The organism is Actinomadura citrea, from assembly GCF_013409045.1.
Classification (GTDB): Bacteria; Actinomycetota; Actinomycetes; order Streptosporangiales; family Streptosporangiaceae; genus Spirillospora; species Spirillospora citrea.
This window is the reverse complement of sequence record NZ_JACCBT010000001.1, coordinates 7113693-7135524: the sequence shown is the minus strand read 5'-3', so window position 1 is coordinate 7135524 and position 21832 is coordinate 7113693. Positions and strand designations below refer to the sequence as shown.

The 21832-nt window shown below is 73.5% G+C and carries 21 protein-coding genes; 9 read left to right on the top strand and 12 right to left on the bottom strand.

What is annotated here, in order from left to right; translation table 11 throughout:
- Positions 1-68 precede the first annotated feature (68 nt).
- A complete protein-coding gene (locus BJ999_RS32620; RefSeq protein WP_229810778.1) occupies positions 69-1025 on the top strand; it encodes an alpha/beta hydrolase in 957 nt (318 codons plus the stop codon).
- A gap of 12 nt (positions 1026-1037) precedes the next feature.
- Here BJ999_RS32620 and BJ999_RS32615 read toward each other — a convergent pair whose 3' ends face one another.
- The 4 genes from BJ999_RS32615 to BJ999_RS32600 form a co-directional block, all read right to left on the bottom strand.
- Complete coding sequence (locus BJ999_RS32615; protein ID WP_179836820.1) at positions 1038-2735, bottom strand: serine/threonine-protein kinase; 1698 nt, start codon at positions 2733-2735, stop codon at positions 1038-1040.
- An 85-nt stretch (positions 2736-2820) separates the two neighbouring features.
- Positions 2821-4140, bottom strand: coding sequence for a DUF4389 domain-containing protein (locus BJ999_RS32610; protein WP_179836819.1), 1320 nt, complete (start codon positions 4138-4140; stop codon positions 2821-2823).
- A gap of 72 nt (positions 4141-4212) precedes the next feature.
- Positions 4213-5175, bottom strand: a complete 963-nt coding sequence (locus BJ999_RS32605; RefSeq protein WP_179836818.1) for a quinone oxidoreductase family protein — start codon at positions 5173-5175, stop codon at positions 4213-4215.
- 81 nt (positions 5176-5256) lie between these two features.
- Positions 5257-5949 carry a TetR family transcriptional regulator gene (locus BJ999_RS32600; RefSeq protein ID WP_179836817.1) on the bottom strand — a complete coding sequence of 231 codons (693 nt, stop codon included), beginning with the start codon at positions 5947-5949 and terminating at the stop codon, positions 5257-5259.
- Between the two features lie 316 nt (positions 5950-6265).
- Between BJ999_RS32600 and BJ999_RS32595 the strand changes: the two genes are divergently transcribed.
- The 3 genes from BJ999_RS32595 (at position 6266) to BJ999_RS32585 (ending at position 10289) form a co-directional block, all read left to right on the top strand.
- Positions 6266-6538 carry a hypothetical protein gene (locus BJ999_RS32595; protein WP_229810350.1) on the top strand — a complete coding sequence of 91 codons (273 nt, stop codon included), beginning with the start codon at positions 6266-6268 and terminating at the stop codon, positions 6536-6538.
- Between the two features lie 111 nt (positions 6539-6649).
- Entirely contained in the window at positions 6650-6925 is a 276-nt protein-coding gene (locus BJ999_RS32590; protein WP_179836816.1) for a DUF6504 family protein, read from the top strand.
- A gap of 1 nt (position 6926) precedes the next feature.
- Positions 6927-10289, top strand: a complete 3363-nt coding sequence (locus BJ999_RS32585; RefSeq protein WP_229810349.1) for a DNA polymerase III subunit alpha — start codon at positions 6927-6929, stop codon at positions 10287-10289.
- A gap of 30 nt (positions 10290-10319) precedes the next feature.
- Here BJ999_RS32585 and BJ999_RS32580 read toward each other — a convergent pair whose 3' ends face one another.
- From BJ999_RS32580 to BJ999_RS32565, 4 genes are all read right to left on the bottom strand, one after another.
- Positions 10320-10994 (bottom strand): DUF4328 domain-containing protein, encoded by a 675-nt coding sequence (locus BJ999_RS32580; protein ID WP_179836814.1) that lies wholly within the window; start codon positions 10992-10994, stop codon positions 10320-10322.
- Positions 10995-11090: 96 nt separating this feature from the next.
- The gene (locus BJ999_RS32575; RefSeq protein WP_229810348.1) at positions 11091-11438 is read right to left on the bottom strand and encodes a hypothetical protein; all 348 of its coding nucleotides are present in this window, start codon (positions 11436-11438) and stop codon (positions 11091-11093) included.
- A gap of 72 nt (positions 11439-11510) precedes the next feature.
- A complete protein-coding gene (locus BJ999_RS32570; protein ID WP_229810347.1) occupies positions 11511-12158 on the bottom strand; it encodes a response regulator in 648 nt (215 codons plus the stop codon).
- Positions 12159-12184: 26 nt separating this feature from the next.
- Positions 12185-13378: a sensor histidine kinase gene (locus BJ999_RS32565; protein ID WP_229810346.1), complete on the bottom strand. Its 1194-nt coding sequence runs from the start codon at positions 13376-13378 to the stop codon at positions 12185-12187.
- A gap of 119 nt (positions 13379-13497) precedes the next feature.
- Between BJ999_RS32565 and BJ999_RS42555 the strand changes: the two genes are divergently transcribed.
- The 5 genes from BJ999_RS42555 (at position 13498) to BJ999_RS32545 (ending at position 17690) form a co-directional block, all read left to right on the top strand.
- A complete protein-coding gene (locus BJ999_RS42555) occupies positions 13498-13689 on the top strand; it encodes a hypothetical protein (RefSeq protein ID WP_229810345.1) in 192 nt (63 codons plus the stop codon).
- Positions 13686-14369 (top strand): ABC transporter ATP-binding protein, encoded by a 684-nt coding sequence (locus BJ999_RS32560; protein ID WP_179836811.1) that lies wholly within the window; start codon positions 13686-13688, stop codon positions 14367-14369. Before BJ999_RS42555 ends, BJ999_RS32560 begins: the two co-directional genes overlap by 4 nt.
- A complete protein-coding gene (locus BJ999_RS32555; protein WP_179836810.1) occupies positions 14369-16366 on the top strand; it encodes an FtsX-like permease family protein in 1998 nt (665 codons plus the stop codon). The genes BJ999_RS32560 and BJ999_RS32555 overlap by 1 nt, the downstream gene beginning before the upstream one ends.
- Before the next feature lie 176 nt (positions 16367-16542).
- Positions 16543-16749, top strand: a complete 207-nt coding sequence (locus BJ999_RS32550) for a hypothetical protein (protein WP_179836809.1) — start codon at positions 16543-16545, stop codon at positions 16747-16749.
- 140 nt (positions 16750-16889) lie between these two features.
- Positions 16890-17690, top strand: a complete 801-nt coding sequence (locus BJ999_RS32545; RefSeq protein ID WP_179836808.1) for a methyltransferase domain-containing protein — start codon at positions 16890-16892, stop codon at positions 17688-17690.
- 16 nt (positions 17691-17706) lie between these two features.
- Here BJ999_RS32545 and BJ999_RS32540 read toward each other — a convergent pair whose 3' ends face one another.
- The 4 genes from BJ999_RS32540 to BJ999_RS32525 all read right to left on the bottom strand — a co-directional run bounded on the left by BJ999_RS32540 (position 17707) and on the right by BJ999_RS32525 (position 21708).
- Positions 17707-19413 carry an acetolactate synthase large subunit gene (locus tag BJ999_RS32540; protein WP_179836807.1) on the bottom strand — a complete coding sequence of 569 codons (1707 nt, stop codon included), beginning with the start codon at positions 19411-19413 and terminating at the stop codon, positions 17707-17709.
- A gap of 97 nt (positions 19414-19510) precedes the next feature.
- Entirely contained in the window at positions 19511-20530 is a 1020-nt protein-coding gene (locus BJ999_RS32535; RefSeq protein WP_179836806.1) for an LLM class F420-dependent oxidoreductase, read from the bottom strand.
- 135 nt (positions 20531-20665) lie between these two features.
- Positions 20666-20866: a DUF397 domain-containing protein gene (locus BJ999_RS32530; protein WP_179836805.1), complete on the bottom strand. Its 201-nt coding sequence runs from the start codon at positions 20864-20866 to the stop codon at positions 20666-20668.
- Positions 20863-21708 (bottom strand): helix-turn-helix domain-containing protein, encoded by an 846-nt coding sequence (locus tag BJ999_RS32525; RefSeq protein ID WP_179836804.1) that lies wholly within the window; start codon positions 21706-21708, stop codon positions 20863-20865. Before BJ999_RS32525 ends, BJ999_RS32530 begins: the two co-directional genes overlap by 4 nt.
- Positions 21709-21832: the final 124 nt, after the last annotated feature.

The window sequence follows — 21832 nt, the reverse complement described above, 5'->3', positions numbered from 1 at the left end:
CTGTCGTACGGTCAGTCCCTTTGACGCCCGATCATGGGGCATCAGTTCACCGGACAACGGGAGGAAAAGTGGACGTGACGGCGGACGTGCTCGGCCCCGGGTACGAGGCGATCGAGCTGCCGATGGGCCGGGACGCCGAGGGCGAGGTCGTGGCGACGCTCGTGCGGCGCCGCGGCGGCGGCGACCCGTCCCGGCGGGCGGTGCTCTACCTGCACGGGTTCGTCGACTACTTCTTCCAGCGGCACCTCGCCGACTTCTACGTCGAGCTCGGCTTCGACTTCTACGCGCTCGATCTGCGCAAGTACGGGCGCTCGCTGCGTCCGCACCAGACCCCGAACTACGTCGAGAGCCTCGCTGACTACTTCCCGGAGATCGACGAGGCGGTGCGGATCGTCCGGGACGTGGACGGGCACGACACGCTCCTGCTGAACGGCCACTCGACCGGCGGCCTGGTCGCCGCCCTGTGGGCCGACGGGGCCGGGGGCAAGGGCCTGGTGGACGGCGTGTTCCTCAACAGTCCGTTCCTGGACATCGCAGAGCCGCTGGTGATGCGCAAGGTCGGCGCCGGGCTGGCGCGGGCGCTGCGCCCCCGGTTCCCCAAGGCGAAACTGCCCGCGGGCGTGTCCGACCGGTACCCGCGCAGCATCCACCGCGACCACGAGGGCGAGTGGGAGTTCGACCTCGCCTGGAAGCCGCTCGCCGGGTTCCCGGTGCGGGCGGCGTGGCTGGCGGCCGTCCGCCGGGGTCAGCTGCGCCTGCACCGCGGCCTGGACGTCGACGTCCCGGTGCTGGTCATGGCGTCGACGCGCAGCGTCCGCCCGACCCGCAGGGTGCTGGACGTGACGGGCGCCGACGCCGTCCTGGACGTGGAGCACATGGCGAGATGGGCGCCGCGGATCGGACGCCATGTCACGCTCGTGCGGATCGACGGCGGCCTGCACGACCTGGTGCTGTCCGCCGAACCGGCCCGCACGCAGGTCTTCGCGGAGCTGACCCGCTGGACGAACGGCTACCTGCCCGGCTGACCGGCCCCCGGCCTAACCGAGGATCTTCGACAGGTCGAAGTCGTCGAAGTCGACGATGATCTGCTGCGCGGCGTTGCCGCCCCGCTCGACCTGCAGACCGGCCTTGCCGTTGCCGAGCGGCTGGTCGGTGTCGGTCGCGTCGATGACCTGGTGGCCGTTCACCCAGAGCCGCAGCCGCACCTGCTTGCCCCCGTCGCCGCTCTCGCAGGCGATCTGGAGCTGGTTGGACTCGCCCTCGGTGAAACCGGGGACCGAGTCGGGGTTGTCCAGCTCCTTGGTCCCGCGATCCTTGGTGACCTTGCGGAGCACCGCGCCCTTGCCGTCGTTGCGGATCAGGAAGCTGTACTCGTTGTTGCCGTTGTCGGACGAGCGGCAGGTGAGGCCGTACCTGCCGTCGGGGGACCCCTGGGCGACCCTGGCGCCGACCGTGGCCAGCATCGGGTCGGGGGCGAACTCGTCCTTGGGCACGTCGCGTCCCGTCGAGCCGGTGCTCCCCTCGGTCTGCAGCCGGTAGGCGCCGTTCGTATAGGTGTACTGGCCGGTGAAGGAGCCCCAGCCGGAGCTGTCGCTGGAGAAGTCGTCGCTGAACGTCGTGGCGAGGTCGTCGGGCGGGCCGTCCGGGCGCAGCGCGAGGAACCCGACGACGGCGAGCACGGCGAGGACGGCCACGACGGCGCCCCCGATGATCAGCGGGCGCCGGGTCGACCCGCCGCCGCCCGGCCGGGCGGCGGGCCGCGCGTCCTGGCGGGTGGCGCCGGGCGGGGCGGACGGCGGGGTCGGCTGCTGGAAGGCGGCCTGGGCCGTCCGCTGGACGGTCGGCTCGCTCGCGGGCCCGTGCCAGCTCGCCTGGACGGTCTCGGCGAGCCTCGCCGGGTCGGCCTGGCCGTTGCCGACGAGCCGGCCGAGCAGGTCCTGGACGGTCGGCCGCCGGCGCGGGTCCTTGTCGAGCGCGGCGGCGACGACGTCGCGCAGGCCGGGGTCGAGCCCGTCCAGCTTCGGTTCCTCGTGCACGACGCGGTAGAAGATCTCCGGAACCGTGTTGCCCGCGAAGGGGGGACGGCCCGTCCCGGCGTAGGTGACGACGCAGCCCCACGAGAACACGTCGGAGGCCGACGAGACCTGCTCGCCGCGCAGCAGCTCGGGCGGCAGGTAGTTCGGGGTCCCGACGAACTGGCCGGTGCGGGTGGGGCCGTCGGCGGCGTCGAGGGCGCGGGCGATGCCGAAGTCGATGACGCGGGGGCCGGTGGAGGACAGCAGGACGTTGGCGGGCTTGAGGTCGCGGTGCACGATCCCGGCGCCGTGGATGGCGGCGAGCGCGGTGGCGACGCCGACCGCGAGGCCCTCCAGGTCGGAACCGGGCAGCGGGCCGCGCTCGGCGACGGCGCTCTCCAGGCTCGGGCCCTCGATGTACTCGGTGACGACCCACAGGGGGTCGGTGTCCAGCTCGGCGTCCATCACGGGCGCGGTGCAGAACCGGCGGACCTGCCGCGCGGCGGTCACCTCGCGCCGGAACCGCTCCCGGAACGTGCCCTCGCCGGCGAGCTCCCGGTTGATCATTTTCACGGCGACGCGGCGCCCGGCGCGGTCCTCGCCGAGGTAGACCGTCCCCATGCCGCCCCGGCCGAGCCGCCCGACGAGCCTGTAGGGGCCGAGCTCTCCTGGGTCGTCGGGGCGCAGGGTCTCCCCGTTCTCTCCTGCGTGCGTGGTCATCATGATCCTGAGGGGGATTCGGGAGTCTTCGTGGTAGAACCCTAGCGGTCCATGGCAATTCGGACGCGCGGAGCCGTCACCGCGTTCAGTGCGTTCGGCGGGCGCGCGGAAGCGTGCGGAACGGCGGCAGCTTCTCGCCGGTCAGCCCGAACGCGTACGCCACGACCCGGCTGGACCAGCGCTGGCATCCGACGACCAGCGCGTACAGGGCGCGGGGATACCGGCCGGTGAACGGGATGACCAGCCAGCTGAGCAGCATGACGACCACCAGGGCCGCGTACATGAGCAGCATCACGGCCAGGTGGGGGACCACCAGCAGGCCCCTGAGCAGGGTGAACCAGCGCCGCGGTCCGCGCCAGGCGGCCGGGAACGGCAGGTCGACGAGGACGGTCTCCTCGCCCGGGCCGGGCTCGCGCGCCGCCACGGCCGCAGGCGCGGCGGCCTCCGGCGCGGGCCTCGGCGCCGGAACCTCGACGGCCGCCGGCGGCTCGCCGTCCCGATCGGAGGGGGAGGCCGGCTCCGCGGCCGGATCCGGCCCCCGCCACGACGCCGAGATCGTCTCCACGGCCTGCGTGAGGTCGGCCTTCTCCTGCCCGACGAGGAGGGTGAGCAGCCGCCGCGCCGTCGGACGGTCGCGCGGGTCCTTGCCGAGCGCGGCGGCGACGACGTCGCGCAGCCGCGGGTCCAGGCCGGCGAGGTCGGGCTCCTCGTGCTCGATGCGGCGGAACGTCTCGGCGACGGTGCCGCCCTGGAACGGAGCGCGGCCCGTCCCGGCGTAGGCGACGACGCAGCCCCACGCGAACACGTCCGACGCCTGCTCGACCGGCTCGCCGCGCAGCACCTCGGGCGCGATGTAGGACGGGGTCCCGACGAACTGGCCGGTGCGGGTGGGGCCGTCCGGGGCGTCGAGGGCGCGGGCGATGCCGAAGTCGATGACGCGGGGGCCGGTGGAGGACAGCAGGACGTTGGCGGGCTTGAGGTCGCGGTGCACGATCCCGGCGCCGTGGATGGCGGCGAGCGCGGTGGCGACGCCGACCGCGAGGCCCTCCAGGTCGGAACCGGGCAGGGGCCCTTTGCTCTGGACGGCCTTCTCCAGGCTCGGCCCGTCGATGTACTCGGTGACGATGTACGGCGGGTCCTGGTCGAGCTCGGCGTCGATCACGGGCGCGGTGCAGAACCGGTGGACGCGCCGCGCGGCGGTCACCTCGCGCCGGAACCGGGCGAGGAACGCCGGCTCCCCGGCCAGCTCGCGGTTGACGACCTTCACCGCGACCCGCCGGCCGTCGGGCTCGGCGGCCAGGTAGACCGTCCCCATGCCGCCGCGCCCGAGCCGCCCGAGCAGGCGGTACGGGCCGAGGACACGGGGTTCGTCGTGCTCCAGCGGTCCGGCGGCGTACGTCGTCATGGGGGGCGGCGCTCCTTGGAAGATCGTCTGTCCGGGCCAGCCTAAGGGAGGCGGCGGCGCCGGGCGGGACGGTCAGGGGATCAGCAGGAGCTTGCCGGTGCTGCGCCTCGCCTCCAGATCGGCGTGCGCGGCGGCGGCCTCGGCGAGGTCGTGGCGGCGGCCGACGTGGACCTTCACGGCCCCGGACTCCACCCACGCGTAGACGTCGGCTGCGCGCTCCAGCAACTCCTCGCGCTTCTCCACGTAGTGGGCGAGGGACGGCCGGGTCAGGAACACCGACCCGGCCCGGTTGAGGCGCTGCGGGTCGACCGGCGGGACCGGGCCGCCGGCCGCCCCGTACAGGGCCAGGGTGCCGCGCCGCCGAAGGCTCTCCAGGCTCCCGTCGAACGTGGGCGCCCCGACGCCGTCGTACACCACGGCGACGCCTTCGCCGTCCGTCAGCTCCCGCACCCGCTCGGGGAACCCGTCGTAGCCCATCGTGGCGGCCGCGCCGACGTTCCTCGCCAGCTTCTCCTTCTCCGGGGTGGACGCCGTGGCGATCACCCGGGCGCCGAGGGCCACGGCCGCCTGCGTGAGCAGCAGCCCCATCCCGCCCGCCGCCGCGTGCACGAGGACGGTGTCGCCCTCCTGGACCGGATACGTCGACCTGGTCAGGTAGTGGGCGGTCATGCCCTGCAGCAGGGAGGCCGCCGCGTCCTCCAGGCTCACCCCGCCGGGGACGGGGACGACCTTGTCCGCCGGTACCACGGCCTTCTCCGCGTAGCCGCCCTGCACGTTCGCCCACGCGACACGGTCGCCCACCGAGAACTCCCGGACGCCCTCGCCGACCGCGGCGACCGTCCCGGCCGCCTCGACACCCGGCGTGTAGGGGGTCTGCTGCGGGTAGGCGCCCGTCCGGTAGTACACGTCGATGAAGTTGACCCCGGCCGCCGCGATGTCGATCAGCACCTCGCCCGGCCCGGGCTCGGGGGCCGGGAGCTCGGACGCCTCCAGGACCTCCGGGCCGCCGGTGCGGGTGATGACGATCGCGCGCATGTCGTTCTCCTGACGGTCGGTTCGCGTGGACGCTCCCGCAGAACCCCGGCTCCCCCGCGGGCTATTCCGCCGGCGGGACGCTCACACCCAGTCGCGCATGGTCCGGCTGACGAGCGTCACGGCCTCCTCCACGCGGGCGGCGACCGTCCCGGGGTCCCAGATGTCGTGGCGGGCGCAGTCCTCGAACGCGACCTTGGTCGCGGCCAGGTAGAACGACACGACGATCCGGGGCCGCAGATCCTGCTCCATGTCGACGCCCTCGCGGCGCGCGATCTCGGTGGCGAGCGCCTCCGCCGACGCCGAGTACCGCGCCATCTGCGCCGCCATCAGCGACGGCGTCGCCTCGATCACCTGCCGGACGCGGCGGAACCGGGCGCTGTCGGCAGGGTCGCTCTCGGCGATCGTGCGCAGCACGACGCGCAGCGACTCGAACAGGGCGGGGAACGGCCGCTCCTCGGGCGGACGGGCCGCGAGGGCCTCCGCCAGCACCTGGTCGTGCTCGGTGAGGAAGCTCGTGACCACGTCCTCCTTGGTGCCGAAGTAGCGGAAGAAGGTGCGCTGCGACACCTCCACCGCCGCCACGATCTCGTCGATCGTCGTCGCCTCGTACCCCTGGGCGAGGAACAGGTCCAGGGCCGCGTCGATGAGTGCGAGGCGGGTCCGCTGCTTCTTGCGCTCGCGGAGCCCGGCCAGGGCCTGGTCCTGCTCGGGACCGTGCCCGTGGACGCCGTGGTGTGTGTGGCCTGACGGGTCGCCGGCGGGGACGGCGCTCATCGGCTCGCTCCTTCTTTTTTGGGTGACGCGGGCGATGCCCGCCTCACAGAGGCTTTTATCACGGACGGAGCCTCCGTATGCGGGCCAGGTTCCGGGGACCGGAAACCACCCGCACGGTGATTGGCGCGTATCCGGACGGCGCGTTACACCGCTTCAGCGGACCATCCCCTAGCGGGCGGGGTACACCCGTCCCCACTCTTGGGATTCTCCCCGCACGGCCGCCGGATCGGGGTCATGCTGAGGACCGGTCACCAACCGTCGCCGGAGGATCGCCCAAGGTCATGAAGGCGGCTCGGACCCTGCTGAGGCGGATGATGTGTCTGTAGTCGGTGGGCGGGAGATCGCCGAGACGCGCCGGCGTCACCTCGCGGCGCTCGCGCGCGAGGTCGAGGCCCGGGGCCTGGCCTGGCGGTTCGCCGGGCCCGGGGAGTCCCTGCTGGCCGTCTACGTGCCGGGCGCGGGGCGCCACGTGATCGTCCTCGCCACCCCGTGCGGCGACGGCTGGTACTACCTGTGGCCCGCCGGCGGCATGGCCGACGCCGCCCGCCCCGCCGAGGTCGCCGACCGCATCCGCGCACTTCTCGACTGACCCCGCCTTGCTCCTCGGGCCCGGGGTTCCCTAGACTCGACTCCGAACGTTTGTTCGAGAATGAGGTCCGCATGCTCCTTCCCCCGTGCGGCGAGCGCGAGGGGGAGGCAGATGACGCGCGTGTTCGGCGATCCGGTGGACGTCTGGGTGAGCGACGGGCGTCCGGTCCGGTTCGTCTGGCGTGGCCGGCTCTACACCGTCCGGCGGGTGCTGGAGCACTGGGTCACGACCCGCGACTGGTGGCGGGAGCAGCATCCGGGCGGCGAGGCCGCCGGCGAGCGGGAGTTCTGGCGGATCGAGGCGACCCCGGACCGGGAGATCGGCGTCTACGAGCTGCGTTATGACGTGGCCGCCGACAGCTGGCTGCTATCCCGGGTATGGGACTGACGTGCATATTCATGTCGCTTCGTCCTATTCGCTCCGGTTCGGCGTCGCGCCGCCCGCGGCGCTGGCGGAGCGCGCGGCGGTCCTCGGCATGGAGACGCTGGCGCTGACCGACCGCGACGGCCTGTACGGCGCCGTCCGGCATGTCCGGGCGTGCGCGGACGCGGGGATCGGCGCCGTCGTCGGAGCCGACCTCAGGGTCGCCTCCACGGGGGAGGAGCGCGTCGTGGTCCTCGCCGAGGGGCGCACCGGGTGGCGGTCGCTGTGCCGGCTGGTGACGGCGGCGCACGCCGCGGGCGAGCGCGGCCGCCCGCTGGTGACCAGGGAGATGGTCGGCGCGCACGCCGACGGCCTCATCGTCCTGCTCGGCCCGGCGTCGGACGTCGGGCGGGCCCTCACCGGCCGGCGCCCGGACGTGGCGGCGGCCCGGCTGGCGGCGTGGCGCGCCGTCGCCGAGGCGGTGATCGAGATCGTCGACCACCGCGACAAGGGCGACGGGCCGCGGGCGGCGCGGATGCTCGCGCTCGCCCGCGAGGCCGGGGTGCCCGCCGTACTGGGCAACGCCGTCCGCTACCTGGACCCGTCCGACCACCCGGTCGCGCAAGTCCTGGACGTGACGCGCCGCCTCGTCCCGCTCGACCGGCGGCACCTCGACGACCGCACCGGCCAGGCGTACCTGAAGTCGGTCCCCGAGATGCGCCGGGTCGCGGAGGCGGCCTGCGGCCCGGACGAGGCGGACGCGCTGCTCGCGGCCACCCGGCGGCTGTCGGAGCGCTGCGTCCTCGATCCCGGCCGTGACCTCGGCATGGACGAGGTCCACCTGCCGGACGTCGAGGGCGACCCGTACGCCCGGCTCGCCGCCCGGTGCGCTGAGGGGATGGCGCGGCGCGGGCTCGACGGGTCGCGGGAGGCCGCGGCCCGGCTCGACCAGGAGCTCGGCGTGATCGGGCGCAAGGGCCTGGCGCCGTACTTCCTCACGGTCGCCGACGCCGCCGCGCTGATCAGGTCGCGCGGCATCCGCTGCGCGATCCGCGGCTCGGGCGCGGGCAGCCTGGTCAACTACCTGATCGGCATCGGCGACCTGGACCCGCTGCGGCACGACCTGGTGATGGAGAGGTTCCTCGCCGACAGCCGCGAGGGCCTGCCCGACATCGACCTGGACGTGGAGTCGGCCCGCCGGCTGGAGGCCTACCGGGCGCTGTTCGACCGGTTCGGCGCGGACGCCACGGCGTGCGTGTCGATGATGGAGACCTACCGGGCGCGCAGCGCGCTGCGCGACGTCGGCAACGCCGTCGGGCTCCCGCCGCACGAGATCGACGCGATCGCCAAGGCGTTCCCGCGGATCCGGGCGAACCAGATCCGCGCGGCCCTGGACGACCTGCCCGAGCTGCGGCAGAGCAACCTGGCGGCGGGACGCCTGGAGGTGCTGTTCCGGATCGCCGAGCGCCTGGACGGGCTGCCCCGCCACATCGCCATGCACCCGTGCGGCGTCCTGCTGTCGAACCCGGGCCTGCGGGACCGGACGCCGGTCGAGCGGGCCGCCGTGGGGTTCCCGATGAGCCAGTTCGACAAGGACGACGTCGAGGCGATGGGGCTGCTCAAGCTCGACGTGCTCGGCGTCCGGATGCAGTCGGCGATGGCGCACGCGGTGGCGGAGGTCGCCCGGGTGACGGGGGAGACGGTCGCGCTGGAGGACGTCCCCCGCGACGACCCCGCGACGTACGCGCTGGTGCGCACGTCCCGGACGCTCGGCTGCTTCCAGATCGAGTCGCCCGGCCAGCGGGAGCTGATCGGCCGGCTCCAGCCCCGCGACCTGGACGACCTGGTGATCGACATCTCGCTGTTCCGCCCCGGCCCGGTCAACTCCGACATGGTGACGCCGTTCCTGGAGGCCCGCGCCGGGAACCGGGAGCCCGCCTACCCGCATCCCGACCTCGAACCCGCGCTGCGGGAGAGCCTCGGCGTGGTCGTCTTCCACGAGCAGGTGCTGCGCGTCATCGACGTGATGACCGGCTGCGGCCTGTCCAAGGCGGAGGCGGCGCGGCGGAGCCTGAACCACGAGCGGGGCCAGGCCGTGGTCGGCGCCTGGTTCCGGGAGCGGGCGCTGGCGCGCGGCTACGACGGGGCGACGGTCGAGCGCGTGTGGCGGATGCTGACCGCGTTCGGCGCGTTCGGCTTCTGCAAGGCCCACGCCGCGTCGTTCGCGCTGCCCACCTACCAGTCGGCCTGGCTGAAACGGCACCACACGGCCGCCTTCTACGCCGGCGTCCTCACCCACGACCCCGGCATGTACCCCAAGCGGGTCATCCTTGACGACGCGCGGCACTTCGGCGTCCCGATCCTCCCTCTGGACGTCAACCACTCGGACGCGGACTGGCGCGCCGAACCCGTCCCGGCGGGCGGCCCGGCCGGGATCCGGGTCGCGCTGAGCGAGGTCAGGGGCATCTCCGACGCCGAGGTCGGCAGGATCGCCGGGGCCCGGCCGTACCGGTCGCTGACCGACTTCTGGCGCCGCGCCCGGGTGTCGCGGCCCATCGCCGAACGGCTCGTCCTGGCGGGCGCGTTCGACGCCCTCCACGAGGGCGTCCCGCGCCGCGACCTGCTGTGCCGCGTCGGCGCCCTCGACCGGGTCACCGTCCGACCCGCGCGCGTCCCGCAGGGCCAGATCCCCCTCGGCCGCGAGGACGGCGACGATGTCCTGGCCGGAGTGGAGACCGGCCTGGCGGAGGAGATCCCGGCGGGCGGGCTGCCGCCGATGACGCCCGCCGAGGTGGTGGAGGCCGAACTGGACATCCTGGGCATGGACGTGAGCCGGCACGTCATGACCTTCTACGCCGGGCTGCTCGCCGCGCTCGGCGTCGTCCGCGCCGCCGACCTGCCGGGACGTCCGGACAAGAGCGAGGTCCTGGTCGCCGGGGTCAAGGTGGCGACGCAGACCCCGGCGGTCAGGTCGGGGCAGCGCGTCATCTTCGCCACGCTGGACGACGCGACCGGCCCGGTCGACCTCACGTTCTTCGAGTCGGTGCAGGACAGGTGCGCCGCCACCGTGTTCGGCTCCTGGCTGCTCGTCGCCCGGGGGCGGCTCCGCCGCGCCGGGGACCGCGCCGTCTCGATCACCGCGAACGCCTGCTGGGACCTGAACGCCCTGCACGAGGAGTGGCGCCGCGGCGGCCCGGACGCCCTCCGCGCGGCCATGGCGGGCCCGTCCGGCCGGAGCCGACCGGTCGGCCGCCGCATCGTCCAGCCCACGGGCTTCGCGATGTCGCCGTACTCCGACGTCGACCACGCGGGCCCGGCCGTCAGGCGCCCGCCGAGAACTCCCCTCTGGCACACCAGCCAGGGAAGCTCCGGCCCTCCCCCCGCCTGACCTGCCGCCACGTCCGCCGGTCCGGGCGGTTCACCGGGTGATCTGGATCCGGGTGATCTGGAAGACGGTCGCCATGCACAGGGCGGCGGCGAGGGCCTGGAAGGCCGCCGCGGCGACGCCGATGTGCACGTCGAGGCGGGCGTCGGCGAGGGTCTCGACGCTGCCGTGCGTGAACACGCGGCCGAGGACGAGGCCGAGCAGGGCGCAGCCCCACCAGCCCGCGACGACGATCCCGGCGGCCTGCCGCTCGGCCGTCCGGTACCGGCCGCTGTTCACCCACACCTCGTAGACCATCCGGGGCGGCAGCCACAGGTTGACGATCGGGAGGAACCAGCCGAGCAGCACCCAGGCGCGGTGGTGGCGGTGCGGACCGGGGGACTGGTGGAACGCCCGCCACAGCCAGGTCAGGTACAGCAGGCCGGTGACCGCGGCCATGATCGCGCCGATCGTGAACACGTCCGCGTAGGGGGCGAGGGCCTGGCCGGTGGCGGCGGCGTCATAGCTGTCGTGCGTCGCGCCGTGCAGCGGCCGCGCCAGCCTGAGCAGGCTGATCCCCGAGCCGAGGGCCACGAACGCGTTGAAGCCGAGCAGCATGAACACGGCCACGCCGACGGCCCGGAAGTCGCGGCGCCGCGCCCACGCGCCGCAGGCCGGGCACCGGTCGACCTCGGTCGGGATGATGTCGCCGCACAGCGCACACGGCATGATCCACCTCCCCAGGGCCTTTGCTGTTGGCTGTTTTGGATACTACGTACGTTTGACCGACACGGCCCAACGGGAGTTCGGGCCCTTACAGGATCGTCACATGTGGAGCATGAGCCGCGTGACCGCCCACGTCGCGGCCGCGGTGACGGCGGCCCAGGCGGCCAGGCGCCCGAGGCCACCTGTGGACAGCAGCCGCTCGGGACGGAAACGGGTCACCGCGAGCAGCGCCCACCATTCGGCCGTCAGCGCGATCGTCGCGTACAGCGACCCGAGGCCGATCAGGGAGAAGAGCAGGACGGTGCCCGCCGGGGTCGCGATATGCGCGAACAGGGCGGGCCCCCTGGCCGGTCCGCGCAGGCCGCGCCGCAGGGCCAGCAGGACGGCGCCCCAGCCCGCGGCGCACAGCACCCACACGACCAGGACGGTCACGGGCACTCCGTTCATCGACTCCGGTGCCAGCGCCGAGCCTCCCCCGTCTTTCGCGCGTTCCCCGTCTGCGTTCCCTGCCGAGACCCGTCAGGTCATGAGGCCCGACTCCCAGGCCCACGCGGCCGTCGCGACCCGGTTCCGCGTGTCCAGCTTGCGGTTGACGCTGCCGAGATGCGTCTTGACCGTGGACAGCGACACGTACAGCTCCGCGGCGATCTCCTCGTTCGTCCGGCCGCGCGCCACGAGCCTGACCACGTCCAGCTCCCGCTCGGTGAGAGGCTCGCGCGGCTGGACGGGCCGCGCGGGCGGCTTGGCCAGGTGCTCCAGCAGCCGGACGGTGATGGACGGCGACACCAGCGACCCGCCGTTCGCCGCCGCGCGGACGGCCTCCACCAGCAGCGCGGGCCCGCTGTCCTTCAGCAGGAACCCGACCGCGCCGCCGTGCAGCGCCCCGTAGACGTACTCGTCCATGTCGAACGTCGTGACGATCACGATGCGGGGCGGGTCGGGGACGCCCGGGCCGGCGAGGGCGCGGGTCGCCTCCAGGCCGTCCATCCGCGGCATCCGGATGTCGAACAGGCACACCTCGGGACGCAGCCGGCGGGCCAGCGCGACGGCCGCGGCGCCGTCGGCGGCCTCCCCGACCACCTCCATGTCGGGCTGCGAGTCGACGATCATCCGGAACCCGGTCCGGACCATCTCCTGGTCGTCGGCGATCAGTACGCGGATGGTCACCTTGCCGATTGTGTCAGCATCACCGGTCATCCGTCCGATACGGGGAGCCGTGCGACGACCTCCCATCCCCCCTCGGGGCGCGGGCCCGCGTGCAGCCGCCCGCCGAGCGCGCCGACCCGCTCGCCCAGCCCGGTGAGCCCGAAACCGCCGGACGGCAGCCGCCTGCCGCCGCGCCCCCGCCCGTCGTCCCGCACGGCGACCTCGACGTCGCCGCCGACCCGCGCCAGCGTGACGCGCACGGCCGCGGCGTCGGCGGCGTGCTTGCGGATGTTGGTCAGCGCCTCCTGGACGACGCGGTGCGCCGACGCCGCGACCTCCGGCGGCAGCGTGCCGAGGCCGGGTTCCACCGTGAGCGCGGCGGGCGGGTGGGAGAACCCCTCGACGAGGCCCCTGAGCTGCGCGAGGTCGCCGACGGGACGGGTGCTGGAGCCGCCGTCCGGGAGGGCGTCCCCGTCCGGGGCGTTCACGTGCTGGGCGTCGCGCAGCAGCCCGACCATGCGCCGCATCGACGTGAGCGCCTCGGTGCCGGCCTTCTCGATCTCGCCGAGCATCCGGTCGAGCTGCTCCTGGGTCTGCGCGGCGCCCGACTGGGCCGTGAACCTCGCCGCCTGCGCCTGGACGACGATGCCGGTCACGTGGTGGGCGACGAAGTCGTGCAGGTCGCGGGCCAGCTCCAGCCGCTCGTCCCGCCGCGCCGACGCCAGCGACCTGGCCCGCCGCGCGTCCAGCGCCCGCAGGTAGAGGCCGACGCCGAGCGCGATCGCCACGGTGATGCCGAGCGGCGCGGTGAACAGCGCCGCCGCGATCAGCGACCAGCGCAGCGGGGTCGCCAGGACCGCCGCGGCGAGCAGCACCGCGATGGGGACGAGCCGGTCGCGGCGGGCCTTCCACACCACCCGCGCGATGATGATCAGCAGGCCGCCGATCTCCGCGAACAGGCTCGGGGCGCCGAGATCGGGCCGGACCACCGTGCCGAGGTACAGGGTGCTGAGCGCCGACAGCGCCCCCGCACCGGCCGCCCACACCAGGAAGCCGCGCCCGGAGACCGCCGCGATGTTGGCCACCGCCGCGACGAACACCATCCACAGGGTGGGATGGTCCCGGATCCCGGCGGCCGTGCACCCCAGCAGGTACAGGGAAGCGAACCCGGCGTACGCCGCGCGCACCAGGCAGCCGCCCACCGAATGGATGCGGTCCAGCCGTGCCCCTACGTCGCTCACGTTCACGCAGCGTACGACCCGATGCGGACTGCCGGATCGGCCATTCGGCCGATCCGGCCCCTCGGGGACCGGCCCCGCGTCCGATGCGGCCGGGCGGCGGCGCCGCGCACGCTTGGGCCATGTACCTGATCTACGTTCCCCTCGCCGCCGCGTTCTGCGCGTTCGTGGTCTACGGCGGCGTCGTGATGCCCGCCATGGAGATCGCCGAGTCGATCCGCGATCGACGTCGCACCCGTCCGCCCGACAACGTCCTGGAGCTGCGCCCGGCGAGCGGGCCGCGTCCGGTGGGAGAGCGGGGGGAGGCGGCGTGAGCGAGCCCGTCCTGCTCGGCCGCGGGCTGGTGAAGCGGTTCGGGACGGCCGTCGCCCTCGACGGCGTCGACCTGGCCGTGGGCCGCGCCGAGGCCGTCGCGATCATGGGTCCGTCCGGGTCGGGCAAGTCGACGCTGCTGCACTGCCTGGCCGGGATCATGCGGCCGGACGCGGGGGAGGTGCACCTGCTCGGCCAGCGGATCGACACGCTCGGCGAGCGCCCCCGCAGCGCGCTGCGCCGCAACCGGTTCGGCTTCGTGTTCCAGTTCGGGCAGCTGCTCCCGGAACTGCCCGCCGTGGAGAACGCCGCGCTGCCGCTGATGCTGAACGGCACGTCCAGGCGGGAGGCGGTGCAGGCGGCGCGGAACTGGTTCCGGCCGCTCGGGCTGGACGGGCTGGAGCACCGGCGCCCGGGCGAGCTGTCGGGCGGCCAGGCGCAGCGCGTCGCGATCGCCCGTGCGCTCGTGCCCCTTCCGGCCGTCGTGTTCGCCGACGAGCCGACGGGCGCGCTCGACCAGGCGACCGGCCACGACACCATGCGGCTGCTCGTGGACGCCACCAAGCACAACGGCGCGTCCCTGGTCGTCGTCACCCACGACCCCTCGGTGGCGGCCTGGTGCGACCGCGTCGTGGAGGTCCGCGACGGCCGCATCCGGTCGCCCTTGGAGAGGACGGCCTGATGCGCACGGCGGTGGAACTCTCCTGGCGCCTGCTGCGCGGCGGCGGCAGGAACAACGTGCTGGGCTCGCTCCTGACCCTTGCCGCCGTGGCCGTCTCGACCGGGCTGCTGCTGTTCGCCGTGGGCGCCGACCACGCGTTCCTCCAGCGCGCCCACGCCGACGCCTGGCGGCATCCGGGGAAGCCGGCCGCGAACCCCTCCATGATCGAGGCGCTGTCGACCGACTACGTCCAGGGCAAGCCGATCACGGTCGTCGACCTGGCCGCGCTGAGGGGCGACGCTCCCGTCCCGCCCGGGATGACCCGCTTCCCGAAGCCCGGTGAGGCGTGGACGTCGCCCGCCCTGGCCCGCCTGATGCGGGACCTGCCCGCCGAGCGGCTCGCCGAGCGGTTCCCGCCCCCGGCGGGGACCCTCGGACGAGGCGCGCTCGTCCACCCCGGAGAGCTCGTCGCGGTGGTCGGGCGCAGCCCGGACGACCCTGCCATGACCGCCGGCCGGGGCGCCGTCGAGCATCTCGGGACGACCGGAGGCCCGTCGCGCATCGACCGGTTCACGACCGGCGCGTCCTGGTCGGCGGGCGTCTACCTGCTGCTCGCGGGCCTGGCGTCGGTGCTGATGGTCGTGCCGCTGCTGGTGTTCGGCGGCGCCGCCGCCCGGCTCACCGTGGCCCGCCGCGACGGCCGGCTCGCGGCGCTGCGGCTGGTCGGCGCCACCCCCGGCCAGGTCGTCGCGATCACGGCGACCGAGGCCGTGCTGACGGCCGTCGCGGGCGCCGCGGCCGGGCTCGTGCTGTACGCGGCGGCGACCCCGCTGCTCACCCGGATCACGATCGCGGGCGGCGGCTGGTTCGCCGGCGACCTGTGGCCGGGCCCGCCCGCCCTCGCGGGCCTGCTCGCGGCGGTGCCGGTGCTCGTCGGCGTCAGCGCCGTCGTCGGCCTGCGCCGCGTGGTCGTCAGCCCCCTCGGCGTCGCGCGCCGCGAGACCCCGCCCGGCATGCGGGCCGTCCGGATCGCCGCGCTGCTCGCCGTCGTGATCGCCTTCGGCGCGGTGGGCGGCGGCCTGATCGACATGGGCCGCGCGGGCATGATCGTTCTGATGGTCTTCCTCGTGCTGGCCTTCCTCGCGATCAACTTCGCGGGCCCGTGGGTGGTGGCGATCATCGGCCACCTGACGGTCGGCACGGCGCGCGGCCCGGCCCGGCTGCTCGCCGGGCGCCGCCTCGTGGACGACCCGCGCTCGGCCTGGCGGACGGTCGCCGGCGTCGCGCTCACCGGCTTCATCGCCGGGTTCCTCGCCCTGCTGAACGCCCACCCCTCCGCCGGCGAGCCGCGGGACGAGCTGAAACTGGCCGTCCCCTACGAGCGGTCCGCCGCCGTCGCCGAGCAGGCGAAGGGCAGGCTCGGCGGTCTCGACGCGGGCGTCTCGGTGCGCAGGATCGAGGCCGGGGACGGACCTCCGGCCGCCGACGCCCGTCTCACCGCGACCGCCGTCGTGACGGTCACCGTCCCCGGCGGGTCCGCCGCCGTCGACCGGGCGCGCACCGCGCTGACCGGACTCGTCCCGGGCAAGGCCGCCACGACCCCGGCCGACGACGAGGTGACCGGCGACTTCCTGGTGGCCGATCTGCGCACCGGCGCGCTGATCGTCCTCGCCGTCTCGTTCCTGGTGGGCATCACGAGCGCGGGCATCACCGGGACGTCCGCCGTCCTGGACCGCAGGCAGACGTACGCGATGCTGCGCCTGGCCGGCACGCCCCTGTCCGTCCTGGACCGGGCACGCCGCCAGGAGACGCTGATCCCGCTCGCGGTCATGGGCGGCGGCTCGCTGCTGACGGGCCTGCTCTTCGGGCTGCCGTTCGCCCAGGGGTTCGGGCTCTCCGGCCTGGCGGGGCTCGCCGGGTTCGTCGTCCTCGGCTTCGGCGGCGTCCTCGGCGCGAGCGCGCTGAGCCGCCCGCTGTTGCGCTCCGTGACGGCCGACCCGGCCCCGCGCCCCGACTAGCTCGAATAAGGGTTCGAGAATGTCAGACCCTCCGCGTAGCGTTGACCTTGTGATTTGGGAGACATCGGGAACACGTGTCGAACCAGATCGCTTTCAACGACGTACCTAGGGGTATGTGACAGACGGTGGCGCTCGCACAGGCGCGGCCCCACCGGGCGAAGGAAGGGGCGTTGGCAGTGAGCGCAGCGACCGGCACGTTCCATCTCACCCACCCGCGGCTGGACGGGCCCGCCGAGCGGACCGTCGTGCAGCCGTGGCTCACCGAGCTCTCCCATGCGACGCTGAACGCCTACGCCGAGACCGCGCCCCCGCTCGCGGCGGTCGAGGCCCTGCCCGTGCGTCCGCAGCCGCTGCCCGCCCGCCGCGTCGCCGTGGCGGCCTGACACGCATCACCCGAAAGGGATCGAGGCCGGTGCCTCGATCCCTTTCCTCTTGTCCGGCTGTCTCATATATTGATACACATTTCTCAAAATCTGAGAAGTGATCGTACGGTGGGAGGCACCGGACAAGAGAGGTGATCCCGATGACCGCGAAGGCGACCTACACCCACGGCCACCACGAGAGCGTTCTGAGCGCGCACCAGTGGCGCACGGTCGAGAACTCCGCCCCCCACCTGGTCGAGCACCTGCGGCCCGGCCTGTCGGTGCTGGACGTCGGCTGCGGACCGGGCACCATCACCGCCGGGATCGCCGAACGCGTGGCGCCGGGCCGCGTCGTCGCCGCCGACTCGGCCGAGACGGTCCTGGACGAGGCCCGCAGGAACACCGCCCCGCTGGACAACGTCGAGTTCGCGGTCGCCGACGTCCACGCCCTGGACCATCCCGACGGCACGTTCGACGTCGTCCATGCCCACCAGGTCCTGCAGCACGTCGGCGACCCCGTCCAGGCACTGCGGGAGATGCGCCGCGTGGCCCGGCCCGGAGGGATCGTCGCCGCGCGCGAGGCCGACTTCGGCACCATGGTCTGGTACCCGGACCCGCCCGGCATGGACGCCTGGCTGCCGATCTACTACAAGGTCGCGCGCGGCAACGGCGGCGAGCCCGAGGCCGGCCGCCGCCTCGTCTCCTGGGCGCGCGCCGCCGGGTTCACCGACGTCACCGCCTCCGCCTCGGCCTGGTGCTACGCCACCCCGCAGGAGCGCGAGTGGTGGAGCGAGTCCTGGGGCGGCCGCCTGATCAGGTCGTCGGTGGCCGACCACGCCGTCGCCGGCGGCCATGCCACCCGTGCCGAACTCCAGCGCGTCTACGAGGGCTGGAAGGCGTGGGCCGCCGCCGAGGACGGCTGGTACTCCGTCACCCACGGCGAGATCATCTGCCGCGTGTGACCGGCGCGCCGGGGCGTCAGAAGGGGCCGGTGAGATCGCCGAGCTTGTCGGTCAGCTGCAGGTTGTGGGAGTAGTCGACCGGGACGGTGATGACGGAGACCGCGTCGTCGGCGAGGGCCTTGCGGAGGGTGGGCAGCAGCTCGGCGGCCGACTCGACGCGGTAGCCGCGGGCGCCGAAGCTCTCGGCGTACCGGACGAAGTCGGGGTTGCCGAACCTGATGTTCGAGCTGCGCCCGAGGTCGAGGTCCATCTTCCACTCGATCAGCCCGTAGGCGGAGTCGTCCCAGATCAGCACGGTGATCGGAATGTTCTCGCGGACGGCCGTCTCCAGCTCCTGGGAGTTCATCAGGAACGCGCCGTCCCCCGTCGCCGCCAGGACCCTGCGCCCGGGGTGCGCGAGCTTGGCGGCGATCGCGCCGGGGACGGAGAAGCCCATCGACGACAGGCCGTTGGAGACCAGCAGCGTGTTCGGCTCGTAGGTCGGGTACATGCGCGCCATCCACATCTTCACCGCGCCGGTGTCGGCCAGGACGATGTCGCTGCGGCCCATCGCGGCGCGGACGTCGGCGATGATGCGGCGGGGGGAGAGCGGGTGGCCGTCCTCGGTCGCGCCCTCGGCCAGCTCCTCCCGGAGCATCTGGCGGATCTTCTGGCCCGTCGAGCGGAGCTCGTCCGTTGGACGGTGGTGGGCGGGGGCTGGAGGACGGTCGGTCCCGTTCACGTCGAAGCGGCGGTGGACCGAGTCGGCGAGGGCGCGCAGCGACCGGGACACGTCGCCCTGGATGCCGACCTCGACCGGGTAGTGGTCGTCGACCTCGGCGGGCGACTGGTGGATGTGGATGATCTTCTTGTCCGCGTTCGGGTTGATCTTGACGGGGTCGAACTCCTGGAGCTCGTAGCCGACGGCGACCAGCACGTCCGCCTCGTCGAATCCGAAGTTGACGTAGTCGTGGCGCATGAAGCCGACCGCGCCGAGGGCGTTGCGGTGGTCGTCGGGGAAGACGCCCTTGCCGTTGAACGTGGTGGCGACCGGCAGGCCGAGGCGCTCGGAGAAGTGCACCAGGGCGTCGCTCGCGCGGGCCCGGGTGGCGCCGTGGCCGGCCAGGACGACCGGCCGCCGCGCGAGGGCGATCACGTCGGCGGCGCGGGCGATCTGGGACGCCGAGGGCTCCTGCGCGCGCACGACGTTCACCGGCAGGGGCGCGAGGTCTTCGGAGACCTCGGCCGACTCGACGTCCTCCGGGATCGCCAGGTAGACGGCGCCGGGACGTTCGGTCTGGGCCGTCTTGAACGCCTTGCGCACCATCTCGGGCAGCGCCTCCGCCCGCGGTGCCAGCTCCGACCACTTGGTGATCGGGCGGAACAGGGACACCAGGTCGACGATCTGGTGCGACTCCTTGTAGATCCGGTCCAGGCCGACCTGGGCGGAGATCGCGACGACGGGCGTGCTGTTGGTGGTGGCGTCGGCGACGCCGAGCTGGAGATTGATCGCGCCGGGGCCGAGCGTCGCGGAGGCCACGCCCGCCTTGCCGGTGAGGCGGCCGTAGATCTCCGCCATGAACGCGGCGCCCTGCTCGTGCCGGACGAGGATGTAGCGGATCGGCGAGTCGTTCAGCGCGTCGACGAAATGGATGTTCTCCTCGCCCGGGATGCCGAAGACGTACTCGACGCCCTCCGCCTCAAGGGTCCTGACGAGAAGCCGGGCGGCGTCCTGCGTGGACATCGTGTGTCCCATCTCCAGTCTGCGTCTGTCCTGGGTGCTCTCCGTGCAGCACCCGGGTCCCTACCTCCATTCCGCGCGAAGATGTGTGCTCGGTCTCTCAGGAGTCGACCATCTCCTTGATGGCGCGCAGCGTCGGCTCGTCCTTCACCCCGGCGATCAGCAGGGTCGTGACCGGGCTGTCCCGCCACAGCCGCAGCCTCTCCTTGATCCGCCCGAGCGGGCCCAGGAGCGAGATCGCGTCGGCCAGCCCGTCCGGCACGGCCTTGATCGCCTCGTCCCGGCGGCCGCTCAGGAACAGCTCCTGGACGCGTCCCGCCTCCTCCGCGTAGCCGAGCCGGCCGATCAGGTCGAGGTGGAAGTTGCGGTCCTTGGCGCCCATCCCGCCGATGTAGAAGGCGAGCGGGATCTTGGCGAACTCCAGCGCGGCCGCCAGGTCGTCGGTGACGATCGTGGTGACGGTCGCGGCGATCTCGAAGCCCTCCGGGCGTCCGGCCAGCGACCCGCCGAAGACGGGCTCGATCTGCTCGGGGTCGACGAACAGCGGCAGCCAGCCCTGCGCGACCCCGGCGGACAGCGCGACGTTCTTCGGGCCCTCCGCGCCCAGGTAGACGGGGATCTCCGGGCGCAGGGGGTGGGCGATCGACTTCAGCGGCTTGCCGAGGCCCGACCCGCCGGGGTAGGGCAGCGGGTAGTGCGGGCCCTCGCTGGTCACCGGGTCCTCGCGGCGCCACACCTGCCGGACGATGTCGAGGTACTCGCGGGTGCGGGCGAGCGGCTTCGGGAACGGCTGCCCGTACCAGCCCTCCACGACCTGCGGACCGGACGCGCCGAGCCCGAGGATCACGCGCCCGCCCGACAGGGCGTCCAGGGTGAGCGCGTGCATCGCGGTGGCCGCCGGGGTCCGCGCCGACATCTGCACGACGGCCGTGCCCAGCTTGATCCGGGACGTGCGGGCGCCGTACCAGGCCAGCGTGGTGAACGCGTCCGAGCCGTACGCCTCGGCTGTGAACACCGAGTCGTAGCCGCAGCGCTCGGCGGCCAGGACCGTCTCGGTCTGGTCCTCGGGGTCGCGCTGCCAGTAGCCGACGTTGATGCCGAGCTTGAGTTCCGCGGTCACGTTGCACCCTCCGGTAGTCGACGCACCGGCGATACTAGAACACGTTCTATTTTCTCGGAAGGGGCGCCCCGGGGCCGCCGCCGGGTACGGCGAGGGGCCGCGGCGAGGTCTCGCCGCGGCCCCGTCGACCTGTCGCTAGCCCTCCCTGATCCCGTCCAGCAGATCCCGCCAGGCGGCCGGCGTCAGTACCAGTGCCGGTCCGGAGGGGTCCTTGGAGTCGCGCACGGCGCGCAGATCGCTGGACAGGGCGGCCATCTCGACGCACTGGTCTCCGCTTCCGCTGCGGGACGACTTGCGCCAGACGGCCAGGTTGAGTTCGCGCTGGAGGTGGGTCACAGGCTGCTCCTTGCTGCCTCGGCTATGAGGTGCGCGGACTCCTCGGGGGACAGGGCCCGCTTCATGATCCGTTCGAAGCGGTCCCTATGTTTTGCTATTTCCTCGGCGCTCTCGAGGTAAACGTCGCCCATGGTGCCCTCGACGTAGGCGATATCGGGGCCTGCGGGGTCCGGATACGACAATATGGTGAAACGTCCATCTAGGCCCGCATGTGCCGCTGCCGTGTAGGGGAGTACCTGGATCGTGACGGATGGGCGGATCTCCGCGACGGTGGCGAGGGCGCTCAGCTGGGCCCGCATCACCTTCTCGCCGCCGATCGGGCGGTGCAGCACCGCCTCGTCGAAGATCACCTGGAAGCGCGGCGCGTCGGCGCGGTCCAGCAGCGCCTGGCGGATCTTGCGGGCGGCGATGCGGCGCTCGATCTCCTCCTCCGAGGGCAGCAGCCGGCCCGCCGTGATCACCGCGCGGGAGTAGTCCTCGGTCTGCAGCAGCCCGTGCACGAGCTGCGGATCCCAGGTGCGGATGTGCGAGGCCTCGTCCTCCAGTGCGACGTAGCTGCCCGCGAAGACGTCCTGGTAGGCGGTCCACCAGCCGCGCTGACCGGCCTGCCGGGCCAGGGTGATGAGCGCGTCGCGGTCCGGGCTCGGCACGCCGTACAGGTCGAGGATGTCGGCGATGTCGCCGGGTTTCGGGCGGGTCTGACTGGTTTCCAGGCGGGAGACGGTGGCTCTCGACCAGTCGAGCCGGTCCGCCACTTCCTGCAGCGTCAGGCCCTGCTCCTCGCGCAGCTTGCGGAGCTCCCTGGCGAGACGGCGGCCACGGACGGTGGGGCGGTAGGTCATGGGACTGGAGTCTTTATCACTCCCGGCGCCTGTCACAACGCGATTGACGAACCCGGCAGGAAGGTCAGAGCAATTCCATGAAGGGTGTTGCGATTGTGAGAATCTCAGGAGACGCTTGGATGCG